At 42.4% G+C, this 11,723-nt stretch carries 10 protein-coding genes; 4 read left to right on the top strand and 6 right to left on the bottom strand.

Annotated elements, in window-relative coordinates; genetic code table 11:
* Positions 1–108: 108 nt before the first annotated feature.
* Positions 109–1,062, bottom strand: coding sequence for a helix-turn-helix transcriptional regulator (locus ASV53_RS19195; protein WP_094958270.1), 954 nt, complete (start codon positions 1,060–1,062; stop codon positions 109–111).
* Between the two features lie 391 nt (positions 1,063–1,453).
* Here ASV53_RS19195 and ASV53_RS19190 point away from each other — a divergent pair, with 391 nt between their 5' ends.
* Positions 1,454–1,636 (top strand): hypothetical protein, encoded by a 183-nt coding sequence (locus ASV53_RS19190; RefSeq protein ID WP_062692867.1) that lies wholly within the window; start codon positions 1,454–1,456, stop codon positions 1,634–1,636.
* Positions 1,637–1,805: 169 nt separating this feature from the next.
* Here the strand turns inward: ASV53_RS19190 and ASV53_RS19185 are convergent, their stop codons facing one another.
* Entirely contained in the window at positions 1,806–2,702 is an 897-nt protein-coding gene (locus tag ASV53_RS19185) for a LysR family transcriptional regulator (RefSeq protein WP_062692909.1), read from the bottom strand.
* Between the two features lie 98 nt (positions 2,703–2,800).
* Here ASV53_RS19185 and ASV53_RS19180 point away from each other — a divergent pair, with 98 nt between their 5' ends.
* Positions 2,801–4,045 carry an MFS transporter gene (locus tag ASV53_RS19180; protein WP_094958269.1) on the top strand — a complete coding sequence of 415 codons (1,245 nt, stop codon included), beginning with the start codon at positions 2,801–2,803 and terminating at the stop codon, positions 4,043–4,045.
* Between the two features lie 59 nt (positions 4,046–4,104).
* Positions 4,105–4,950 carry an MBL fold metallo-hydrolase gene (locus tag ASV53_RS19175; RefSeq protein ID WP_094958268.1) on the top strand — a complete coding sequence of 282 codons (846 nt, stop codon included), beginning with the start codon at positions 4,105–4,107 and terminating at the stop codon, positions 4,948–4,950.
* A 60-nt stretch (positions 4,951–5,010) separates the two neighbouring features.
* Here ASV53_RS19175 and ASV53_RS19170 read toward each other — a convergent pair whose 3' ends face one another.
* The 3 genes from ASV53_RS19170 to ASV53_RS19160 are packed head-to-tail and all read right to left on the bottom strand — an operon-like array spanning position 5,011 to position 8,952.
* The gene (locus ASV53_RS19170) at positions 5,011–6,402 is read right to left on the bottom strand and encodes an McrC family protein (protein WP_239928860.1); all 1,392 of its coding nucleotides are present in this window, start codon (positions 6,400–6,402) and stop codon (positions 5,011–5,013) included.
* A 3-nt stretch (positions 6,403–6,405) separates the two neighbouring features.
* Positions 6,406–8,271: a DUF8426 domain-containing protein gene (locus ASV53_RS19165; protein ID WP_205049213.1), complete on the bottom strand. Its 1,866-nt coding sequence runs from the start codon at positions 8,269–8,271 to the stop codon at positions 6,406–6,408.
* A gap of 36 nt (positions 8,272–8,307) precedes the next feature.
* A complete protein-coding gene (locus ASV53_RS19160) occupies positions 8,308–8,952 on the bottom strand; it encodes a hypothetical protein (RefSeq protein WP_094958267.1) in 645 nt (214 codons plus the stop codon).
* 264 nt (positions 8,953–9,216) lie between these two features.
* Between ASV53_RS19160 and ASV53_RS19155 the strand changes: the two genes are divergently transcribed.
* Positions 9,217–10,743, top strand: a complete 1,527-nt coding sequence (locus ASV53_RS19155; RefSeq protein ID WP_141226281.1) for a YfcC family protein — start codon at positions 9,217–9,219, stop codon at positions 10,741–10,743.
* A gap of 78 nt (positions 10,744–10,821) precedes the next feature.
* Here ASV53_RS19155 and ASV53_RS19150 read toward each other — a convergent pair whose 3' ends face one another.
* Entirely contained in the window at positions 10,822–11,541 is a 720-nt protein-coding gene (locus ASV53_RS19150) for a Crp/Fnr family transcriptional regulator (protein WP_094958266.1), read from the bottom strand.
* Between the last annotated feature and the right edge of the window lie 182 nt (positions 11,542–11,723).

Below are 11,723 nucleotides of genomic sequence, written 5' to 3'. Positions count from 1 at the left end.
GAGTAAAAGTCATACGTTTATTTCAGATATGATGAGTCACCATGATGAATAAAAACATTCACCAAGTTGATTTTTATTCATGTTGTTGTAAAAGAAGTCACGCTAGTTTTATTTACCGTAACTTACATTCCAAATATCATCACCAAAACCTCGTACCCACATTTTTAGTCTTAGTGAATCAATAACGGTTGCTGAAATACTATAGTGTTCATCAAACTCTTCGACAGTTTGGTTTTCTGCCAGTGGTGTTTCAAGCAAGTGATACCCTGCTGGCTTCGTAATACAAAATACGATTTTACATTTATCGCCTTCGCCAAAACCAAATCGCCCATCGGCATCATATTGGCTCAATCGAAAGTCTTTAGGCCGCTCAAAACTAAATGAAGAGACGACTGCCTTCGTTATTCTGTGCAATGCAAGAGCACGCTCGTTGTCATAACCATCGAATCGACAAACTAAGTACATACGGCAGCCTTGCTGCGCAAGTCCAAGCGGCATCACAAGTGCAGTGCGTGTTTGTTGGCGTGCATTGTGGTATTCCACATTCAGTAGTCTGTCGTTATATAAAGCCCCGCTTACCGCTTTCAACACTTCGCTATCTAGCTTAGGTGGCAGCAATGGCTGGGTTTCACTTACTACCCTGACCTTTTTGAGCCAGTTTCTATCTTTGCTGTTATCACAGTGTGGATTGAGCTTATATCTCGCTTCCGAGAAGAACCCATCTAGCGATGCCATCACATTTGAAGGCAATAGGTTGGCTAAGTAGTCCTCAGCCATACTCAATAACAACGCCTCATGAGAGCTTAAGTTCGGCATTGCCAGCCCTTCGCCACACTTATTCCACGAGTAACCATACGGTTTACTGCGTTCATCGCGGGTGATATTAAAATGTTCACATAAGGTTTCTAAGTTACGTTGTATCGTTCTTATATCTCGCGTAATGCCGATACTTTCAAGCTGATTACGCAACTCACTGGCCGTCACTTTTCTGTGACGAGGAATACGTTTTAACAGTTCAAATGCTAACGCTACCGATTCTTGTGTACTGGATCTTTTTGCCATATTGATCAATCAGGCCTTTTACCACAACGCAAAATTACGCTACATCATTGGTTGTTATGATTATTATCATTATGGATACGACATAATGTGACGCACATTATACATATTTAAAAAACAAACAAAACACCATACCGTAAAGTATGTGCAATAATCTACAGACTAAAAAAAACGCCTGAATACTTATTCAGGCGTCCTTCTTACTATAAATTCGTTATCTTCGTTCCAAAAATTGAATGCCTGCCCATTTCAAAAGCAACACCAACACCACAAAACCCACTCAAATGGCTAACACTATAGTGGTAAACATTTACAATATTGATCTAAATCATATTCACCTTGGCGAACTTTCAGGCATGTTAATAATGCGTTAACAGTCAACAAGAGGTGACAAATGAAATTAAAACAAGATTCACGATGCTACACGGACGTGTGTGTTAACGGTAAATGGTTTCACCATGATCACGGCACAGCAACCGCTTACATGTTGAAAGGCGGTGCCTCAGCACTTATTGAACTAGATACAATGCCAACAACTGAAAGTGAACTCATTGATTTACTCACAGGCACCTTTTAATGGCTGCAGACCGATCTGATGCCGCTCCACTATTTTGAACGGTGATAACAACAATAATATAAGTAACTTTCATCACTACTTTTTCTGCTCAATATGATTACCCCATCATATTGAGCTTTTTTCTGAAGCTCTCCTGCTGTAAGTTCTTCTGCTATAGCCACTTTCGTTTTTAGCTGTTGTTGAGCGCCTTTTGCAGACATTCAACGAACAACGATATCTTGGTGGCTAGGTGCTTTCTTCCTGCATGGAATGCATATAACACCAAATCCTCTGGCTGTGCTTCTAGTTCTACTTTTTTAAGTAAACCCGCGTTAATTTCAGCTACGCATGACCACTGAGGGAGAATTGAAAAGCCAATCCCAGCTAAGGCTGCCGATCTCGCCATGGTGCCGCTGTTTACTTTAAATGATGACTTTACGTGCTGATGAACATGTTGGCCTGCGCTGTCTTTAAATACCCAAGGCACGCCATTTAATGCTGTCAGGCTTGTTATACAAGGTAACTGACTTAGCTCTGCAAGCTTATGGGGACGCCCGTAACGTTCAATAACACTCGGGGCTGCGACAACCACACTTGGGTAGCGCATGATCTCTTTCGCCACCCAGCCGCTATCAGCCAGCTTTCCTCGGTTGAACGTCACAACCAAATCATAGCCATCGAGCAAGTCTTCTTTGGGGCTCAAGCTGGTTTCGCACAAGAAAGAGATTTCTGGATATTGAAGACAAAATGAGACGGCAGCATCTGCAAGCATCGGGATATCCGGCATTAACACTTTCAGCTGTCCTGATACCGCTTGAGAGTGATAGCTAATTTCCTTAAATGCATCATTCAAGGCACCAACTAAGTTGATAGTTGAGCCATACAGTTGTTCACCAAACTCTGTTGGTGTGACACGGCGTGTTGTTCGATTCAACAAGCGTACGTTTAGCTGCTCTTCAAGTAAGGCAACATGACGGCTAACATTTGATGTCGGCATACCAAGGTATTCTGCCGCTTGTTTAAAGCTGTTGTTTTCATACACGCAGTGAAAACTTCTCAGCCACTGCTGATCGATTTGGTCAATCATAACTATCCCATTTTTTAGGATTATCAAATCCATTTAGGCCACTTTATCCTGCGACACTAACACCTACAATAGTTGCTTTCTATTGATAAGAAGTAACTATGAAAATACAACTTAACCAACTGAAAGTTAGTGACATAAGCCTCATTCTTTGCTGTTTTTCGCTACACTTCTTGATTGCGCTCGATATGCTAATCATTGTTCCGTTTAGTGCATCAATCGCATTAGATACAGGCGTCACGGGAGCTCAAGCGGGTTACCTCACTGCGGCTTATGCATTATCTGCTGCCGTGATCTGCCTGGTGATAAAGGGCAGTAAAAATGCAAACCATGAGCGAAAGCGGATCCTCCTTTTACTTACAGGAGTCACAGTAACAACCCTACTTGCATCCGTTCTAAATGACTTTTATCTCATACTGTTTACACGACTACTAACAGGGATCTTTGGCGGGGCCTTGGCTGTTGTTAATTTGAATTACCTGCTTTTGGTTTCAAGCGACAACAATAGAAAGAAAAACATGGCGATTTTACTCAGTGCCTTCCCGTTGGCGCTCGCACTCGGTGTGCCTTTGCTTCTATTTTCAACATCAGCAACGCAGTGGCAGCTTGGCTTTCAGCTACTTGGTAGCGGATTTATCTGTATTTCAATCCTATTTATGCTTTCTAAGCATTGCCAAGGTTCAACAGTAACGCCGCCAACTCCCCCTATCACACCCGAGAGCACGACTCCCGAACCACCAGCCACAAACCGCGTATTGCAGTTGGCTCTGCTTATTATCACTAGCGCAGTGGTCAGTACCTTCGTTATTTCGACACAGTATCCCGTGATGTTAATTACCACGCTTGATATTCCAAGCTCACAGCTTAGCTTGTGTTATACCATTAGCGGGCTCGGTTCTTTTTTGGCAGTCCAAACCTATGCCAGAATGTCGGTGAAAAGCGGTTCCATCAGTCGCCTGATTGCTTTGCTATCTATTGCGATGATTGTTGCGATTCACCTTGGCTTTAACACTTTAGATGCCATGTTCGCTGCGATAACCTTCACTATTTTTGTTATTGCCAGCTCCGTTAGAACCTTGATCATTACCACTGAGCTTATCAGTTCATTGGGAGCCAATACGCGGACAAAAATAATCAGTCTCCAGAGTGCCATTCAACACTTTGCTGTTGGGCTTGGTAGTACCATAAGTAGTACTCTGATAACCTTACGATCAGATTCAGCCCCTGATTTTACTCAGGTTATCACTGTCGCTACGGTTTTAATCATGCTGACACCCATCCTTTGGTGGGTCAACAATGGCAGCAACAAACGAGAGTATGATAAGGCTCCAGCGGCTAAATCCTGAATGGCAAACCGATCCTCTCCCCGCTGACAACTGGGGACAAATTTAGACTCAAGGACGTTATGATAGTTACCGCACTCGTTGATAATTCCCGCTTAGAAAACAGACCAGATTTAGGTGTTGAACGAGGGTTATCGCTCCATATTAGCACCATGGGTAAGCAACTCTTATTTGATGCAGGAAGCGGTCAGACTTTCTGCGATAACGCGGCGCGACTGGGTATTCGTATTCAAGACGTGGATGCTGTAGCTATCTCTCACCGTCATCACGATCACTGTAATGGTGTGAGCCATTTTATCGAGCGAAATACATCCGCATCCATTTATTTTAGAGATTGTGAAAGCCAAGATTATCGGTTCAAAGCCTTTGGGTTTAGCAGTAACGTCGGGATAGACAAAGGCTTACTCGGGAAAAACAATTCCCAGCTTAACTTGATACAAGACACCACTGCGATACTGCCGAATGTATTTTTAATCACCAATATCAATCAAAAATACCCTCAGCCAAAGGGCAATCAATACCTGTACACCGAATCAGAGAACGGCTGCCAGCACGATAGTTTTGATCATGAACTCATGATGGTAGTGAAAGAAGAGGATGGACTGATTGTCTTTACGGGTTGTGCGCACAACGGTGTACTCAACATGGTCGACACGGCAGTCACGCTATTTCCTGATACCCGAATAAAAGCGGTTGTCGGTGGTTTTCATTTAGTGGGGTTACCCGTATTCAATAGCATTGGCGGAAGTAAAGAAGACATCCGTGAAATTGGTAAACAACTACTCTCCTACCCTATAGACAAGCTCTACACTGGCCACTGCACCGGCATGAAAGCGTTCGGGCTACTCAAAGAGGTGCTTGGCGATAAGCTTGAGCACTTACCGACAGGGCGACGTGTCGACGTTTAAACCCCGATCTGGTTTTGAAATACGAAAGCGAGAAGCCATGCCCCTCGCTTTCGATTTTACTTAGGCGCTAGCGACTAAATGATCAAAGTACTGGCTCTCATCACTGCTTAGTAATGCTTCCGCCCAATGGCATTGGCTTTTCTTAGGCACAATGTCGAATGGAACAACCCAGAGTCGATGACCATCATCCAAATCGAAAGGAGCTGGCAGTGCTTGCTTGAAATGAGGCTGCATGGGATAAATCAACACGACGTCTCTGCCTTGTTGAAGCTCTCTACTTTGTTCAAGACCGCCGCCTTGGTTTAAATATTTTTTCGCATAAGCAAACATCTGGTAAATATCAGACTGAGAAATATTGGCGTTATAGACATCGCTATCGAGTAGCTTCCATTTAGTATCAAGTACGACCTTGTTGTACATCCCCCGCTTAATAAGCAAATCAGGGCGAAGACTAAACTTACCTTTCCCTTGGTAAACCGCTAAATGCTTACCGCTTGCCTGCGTTTCTAGCTGTAAGTCTGATCTTTTATTAGCGAGCTGATCTTTCAGTGTTTTCGCCACATAGTCTTCAAACACTCTCTCCATCGGGAACAACAAAGACGCGGCATGGGTTGCCCCTTTCATGCTCTGTGGTGAGTAACCGTTTAATATCAGCTGGCACCACTGCATCGGAACTTGGTAGTGATCCATGCTCCTATCCAGCTTCAACTTGGTAAAATCCGTTTGGTGATCCTGACTTTTCGGTATGTCATGAAAAACAAACGCAAGCTCTTGCAGTAACTTCTGATTAGAAACACTTCGCGTGAGCGCTTTCACTTTTTGTAATGCAGAGTGCAGTAGCCGATTTGCAGGGCGATCCAGTAAGAACTCATCGTACTCACAATACAACTTATGCTTATTAACCACATTATGGCGTAGCTGCTTGCCTACATTCAGCTTACCTTTCAAGAAGGATAAATTGTCTTCTCGGCGTGCATAATCACTTCGTAACCCTCGCTTAACGAGGTAATTCACTGATTGCAAAAATTGCGTAATGAACACCTCAAGCAAAGGCATCTTTTCCGCTGCAATATTCGCACTCGCGGTTTGTACATGCTCAAACCCCTTCAATGCTCTAAGCATAGTGATTAAGGATAAACGCGCCTGCTGAATACCCTGTTCACCAGCATCTAAATGCCGTCCAATTTTAGGCAGCACCTCGATTTGCGTCTTGTCTGGCGTGAATATGACCCCGGCATAGTTTTGCACTTGCAAGACTTCCATCCCATCAATACTGCGCAGCTTAAATAACTTACGATCACTCTTCTCGCCTAAGCACATCAACTTCAAGTAATCGTAACTTTTGGCTGTCACGGTATGAACGTTAGGATGGCTGTTACCACATTCGGCTTTTATCGCCTTAGCTACAAAATCAAACTCAAATACGGTGATTTCTTTCTTTGGCTTCACCATGGCTTACTCACTCTTCGAGTAAATCGTAATGTAAGCTTCAGGCTGATCCCATACCGCATCGTCAAAGGCCTTCAGCTTGTAAGTAACTTTGCTGTCTTCATAAGTTTCTAAGCCGTGGTTATTACCAAACAGTGCATCGTAAGAGTCGGTATGAGTGTGGATAAAAGCGTAATCGCGACCGTCTGCCAATTCTTTTTGGTTATCGCCTAGCACTAGGCGGATCTTATTCCAGTCCTCGTAGAAGTATTCTTCCAGTAATGGAATAATTTTGTTCTTGAATGCATCCTTCAGCTTAATAAAGGCATTGTCTTCGTTCGCCTCATTGAACACAGGGAAAAGAAAGGCATGGCCCAGCGTATGCTCTCGGTCATATAAAACGTCAATGCGTTTATTCAGTGTTGCTAATAAGCGCGTTAGATCGATACCCTTCACTGTTCTGTTATTGAATAATTCGGGCTTTGGCATCATCTCTTTGAAATCGAAACGGCGACGCAGGGCGGTATCCATCGTAACAAGTGAGCGATCAGCCGTATTCATCGTGCCTATGATGTAAAGGTTATTCGGAACTGAAAACGTTTTACCGGAATACGGTAAGGTTAACGTGATCTCTTCATTATTGCCGGCACGTTTAGACTCTTCGATTAGCGTAATAAGCTCACCAAAGATTTTAGAAATATTGCCACGGTTTATCTCGTCAATAACCAGTACATGATTATGCTGTTCAACGTGGCTTTGTGCAGGTGAAGGGGCACTGTCACTTAATTCAATCCCGTGACTATGCAGGTGATTCAGCACTTCGGCAACACTCAAGCGCGATAACGGATAACAGGTGGGCAAGCTAAATTGCGTGTTATTATTCAGCTCTTTAAAGTCGACAGAGAAGTCTTTTGCCAGCCACTTTATTGGCAACTGGTGACAATAATCATGGCGAGACGGTACACCATCTTCAACATAACGATACGGCCCCGACACAACCCCTATCGCTTCTACCGATGTTTTACTATCGATACAAAGAACAAGATCGCCTTCTTCCATTTCTTGCGAGAAGTAATTGAGCGAGTTTTGATTGTTAGTACCTTGCGATAAAAAGTATTCATTGCGCGGTTCTTGGCTCAGATCACCGGTTTTCCCCCAGCCAATAGCGGCGATATTCGCCTCTAAACAGTGACTTTTTGCGGCATTGCTATGAGCGCCTTCAATTGAAAGCTTCCACACTCGGCCATTATGATTAATATCAGCATCCAAGTGTAATTCCGATACAGAAGCCGCATTAGATATCGACTTAAAAATACCGTCACTCACTTTATAGCTAATCTGATTATCTTCTGTGGTTTCCGCTCTTAGGCCTTCGACAAACTCTTCATAGCCATAGCTTTGATGAAAGGTCACAAAGCGAATACGTCCAGCTTCCGACAAGGCTTTATATTTTGTTGTTAACGCTTGACGCTGTTCTGTGGTCGCTCCCGCTGCTGGATCAATATTAAGCTGGCAATAAAACGCAGGATCAGCCGCTTTTACTGCAGCTTCTGTTGTATGAAAGGTTTTACCTGTACCTGGAGTGCCGAATAGAATTTGGTTAAGAGGTGAATAAGTTATAGTCGTACCGTTGTGATTTTCAGCCGTCATTTCGCCATCCTCTTGTTGGTCGGATAATACAGGTTCAATTGTTTTAGACCACCGCTTCATCAAAGTAAGAGCTTTGTAAAAGGTATTGTTATTAATCGCGATTTTTAACCAATTACCCTCTTGCGTAAAAGGCAGCTTATATTCATTCAGCACGCTCTTAATATTTGGATAAAAGCTAATTTGTTTAATATTCGCTTGCGATAAGTTAAATTCAAAACTCAGGCCATTAGCCCCAAACTTCATACCGCCTATAATGGCATTGCCTGTTTGATAAAGAAGTTAGTTATCTTGGTTAGAATATATCTGCGCATTGTAGTGTCGAATAATTTGCGAAAGCTGCCGTGCAATGCCAAATAAAAAAGCTTGCTCTGCTGGTTGAGAGGATTGATCGCAACGTTGCCAAAATTGAGGGCTTGTATCACTAAAGGAAATACCAAGCTCAACCAAACAAGCTTGCCAGTATTGTGAAATGTCTTGAGTAGGGATAATTGCTAAGCCTGACGCTTTTTTGGGATCTAAAAAATCAACTCGACGACGGATATTATTCCTAGGGGTAACAATCGGGTGATTTCCATCACTGAGAACCGCTTGGAATGAGAAAGCAAGTAATAGATTTTCTGTCTGAGAAAATGAAAGGTATCCACTGTTTACTTGAAGATTTAGACTAAATATAAACGTACCCGAACCAGCATCTTCGCTCGCTCTATCTAAGTAAAACCTCAGATTATATTTATCTCCAGAACTCCCTGTAGAAAAGGAAATATCTTTACGTTCGCTTAAACATTCAAATAACGGTTTTAGCCCTTGATAAAATACCTCACCTATCTCGTTATTGTTCTCATAACGATATTCAAAGTCCTTATTGATACCATCGTTACGAAACCCAAATTGTTCAAGCTTGGTGACAAAACTTCCAAAATCCACTCGCAACCTACTTTATTAATATTCTTCACCCAACATACAGAACATCATACCATTTGATAATTGGAAAACAAATCTTGTTTTAACGCTATGGGTTTACAAGATATTAACTTTGGTTATTCACGCACTTCTAAGATCAGTTTTATTCATAAAAGACAGTCTTAACTTCGTGATCAAATCGACGTTATTACATTTGGTAACACATTACCGTATGTACATGGATTGACTATCTCTCCTGTCTAATAATACGGCTTTGAGGAAATTCTTATGCTGCTTACCAAACAAAAAGGCAAAACGTTTCAGTTCCCAACCGCCTTCACTATTTTATTTATCATTACTTTATTTGCGATCGGTTTAACTTGGCTTGTTCCTGCAGGCTCTTATTCAAAACTGTCTTACGACGCCAGTCAAAATGCACTTCATGTCTCTAGCCCGATGGGTGAAATTACTACGGTGCCAGCAACACAAGTTGAGCTAGAAAAACTCAACATCAACATAGGTATCGACCAATTTGTTAACGGCACCATTCGCAAACCAATTGCGATTCCCGACACCTATGAGCAACTGGTTCAGTCACCCAAAGGTTTCAGCGATATTGCCATTGCGATGGTAGAAGGCACGGTTGAAGGCGCTGACATTATTGTCTTCATCTTAATTTTAGGTGGCATGATTGGCGTGATTAACAAGACCGGTGCTTTTAATGCTGGGCTAGTTAGGCTGTCAGAGAAAACAAAAGGGCGAGAGTTCCTGTTTGTTGCCATTGTTTGTATCGTGATGGCACTGGGTGGCACCTCTTGCGGATTAGAAGAAGAAGCCGTCGCTTTCTACCCTATCCTTGTGCCTATTTTCTTAACGCTTGGCTTTGACTCTATCGTTTGTGTCGGCGCAATTTTCTTGGCCGCTTCCATTGGTACGGCTTTCTCGACCATTAACCCATTCAGTGTCGTTATCGCCTCTAATGCTGCGGGGATTTCATTTACCGAAGGGATTGGCGTGCGTACATTTGGTTTGGTTGTCGGTATTACCACAGTGATCAGCTATCTGTACTGGTACTGCAAAAAGATCAAAGCTGATCCTTCATTCTCCTACACCTATGAAGACCGAGAAGCTTTCAGCGAACGTTTCTTGAAAGGCAAAGATCTAAATGAAAAAATCCCTTTCACCTTACGCCGTAAAGTTATTCTAGGTTTGTTCGCCATCGCGTTCCCAATGATGATTTGGGGCGTGTCTACGCAAGGTTGGTGGTTTGGACAAATGGCGGCTTCGTTCTTAACCATTGCCATTATTATTATCTTTATCTCTGGTCTGAAAGAAAAAGAAGCGGTTGAAGCCTTCACTCAAGGTGCGTCTGAATTGGTGGCTGTATCACTGATTATTGGGATGGCCCGTGGTGTTAATATCATCCTTGAACAAGGTATGGTGTCTGACACTATCTTAGCGTGGGCATCACAGTTAGTAACTGGCATGCACGGCAGTGTGTTTGCTGTCTCGCAAATGTTTATTTTCTTCTTGTTAGGCTTAGTTGTGCCGTCTTCATCGGGTTTAGCTGTATTGGCCATGCCTATTATGGCACCGCTGGCTGACACAGTTATGATCCCTCGCGACATTGTGGTATCGGCTTACAACTGGGGGCAATACGCCATGCTATTCTTAGCACCTACAGGCCTAGTACTGGTGACTTTGCAAATGCTCGACATCCCTTTCAACAAGTGGATTAAGTTCGTGCTACCTATCGTTCTTTTCTTACTCGGCTTTGGCTCGCTATTGCTGGTTGCACAGGTGATGATGCTTTAAGTGATGGCTTTGTCTCACGATTAGCATAGACAAGCTGCTGTGAAGTCAGTCATTCTCAGCAGCTTTAAATGCCATCATTTAATCATCTTTTTTCCGTATTCCACTTTTTCTTGGGTCCCTAATCATTAAGTTCATTGGTTCAATAATATGGCTTAGTGCAGGAAAATCTAAAATGAAAATCTTATTTCTTTGTACACTAATAAAGCCTCTGCTTTCTACTTGCTTAAGTGTTTCATTTAGCCTTGGCCGTGAAATTCCAGTGATTGTACTTAACTGATTTTGAGAAATATTAATGCAATCAATCGCTCCTGCTATAGGAGAATAACGAGCTCTCAGTTCTAATAAAGTATATATTAGTTTTTGCTCGCGATTATGGATCGATGACAATAACGCTTGCATCCAGATCGATTGTGTTTGCTGGCCAGCATAAAACAAAAATTTGTAAACTAAAGGCTCACTCTCTGCTAGCAATAACAGCTTTTCTCTAGGGAATAAAAGCATACTCAGTACTTCAATTTCTTCTGCAACACTGAAGTATTTTAATTTTTTGCCAATGGAATAGGCACCAACCCAATCACCTTGACCTAAAACGCCCCCAACAATCGTTTTCATATTTAGTGTTGAAAAACACATACCTATGGTGCCCTGACAGACATAGAACACACCAGGAATATATGCATATCGTTCAGTAAACTGGAGACTTGCAACACCCTGTTTACGCTCGGATAATTCTAATAACTTACTTTTTAGTGACTCTGGTAAATCACAAGGCCACCGGATATCAACCTCTTCTGCCATCACACAACAACTCTCTCTACTATTTTTCCGTTAAAGCGATTGCAGAAACAGACTTCATATGAAGGTGTTCAATCTTCTATTCTAGTTTCATCACAATATAAATACCCAAGTTTGTAAAGTTATTATCCCTTAAGTGCAATGTTGTTTGATTATAGTTAATTTTAGCAAACATATACTTAGAG

It is taken from the genome of Photobacterium sanguinicancri, from assembly GCF_002265265.1.
Lineage (GTDB): Bacteria > Pseudomonadota > Gammaproteobacteria > Enterobacterales > Vibrionaceae > Photobacterium > Photobacterium sanguinicancri.
This window is presented reverse-complemented; position numbering and strand designations above follow the sequence as displayed.

Excerpts from the sequence above, each read along its gene's own strand:
- ASV53_RS19195 (WP_094958270.1), bottom strand. The coding sequence starts at position 1,062 with ATGGCAAAAAGATCCAGTACACAAGAATCGGTAGCGTTAGCATTTGAA.
- ASV53_RS19190 (WP_062692867.1), top strand. The coding sequence starts at position 1,454 with ATGAAATTAAAACAAGATTCACGATGCTACACGGACGTGTGTGTTAAC.
- ASV53_RS19185 (WP_062692909.1), bottom strand. The coding sequence starts at position 2,702 with ATGATTGACCAAATCGATCAGCAGTGGCTGAGAAGTTTTCACTGCGTG.
- ASV53_RS19180 (WP_094958269.1), top strand. The coding sequence starts at position 2,801 with ATGAAAATACAACTTAACCAACTGAAAGTTAGTGACATAAGCCTCATT.
- ASV53_RS19175 (WP_094958268.1), top strand. The coding sequence starts at position 4,105 with ATGATAGTTACCGCACTCGTTGATAATTCCCGCTTAGAAAACAGACCA.
- ASV53_RS19170 (WP_239928860.1), bottom strand. The coding sequence starts at position 6,402 with ATGGTGAAGCCAAAGAAAGAAATCACCGTATTTGAGTTTGATTTTGTA.
- ASV53_RS19165 (WP_205049213.1), bottom strand. The coding sequence starts at position 8,271 with ATGAAGTTTGGGGCTAATGGCCTGAGTTTTGAATTTAACTTATCGCAA.
- ASV53_RS19155 (WP_141226281.1), top strand. The coding sequence starts at position 9,217 with ATGCTGCTTACCAAACAAAAAGGCAAAACGTTTCAGTTCCCAACCGCC.
- ASV53_RS19150 (WP_094958266.1), bottom strand. The coding sequence starts at position 11,541 with ATGGCAGAAGAGGTTGATATCCGGTGGCCTTGTGATTTACCAGAGTCA.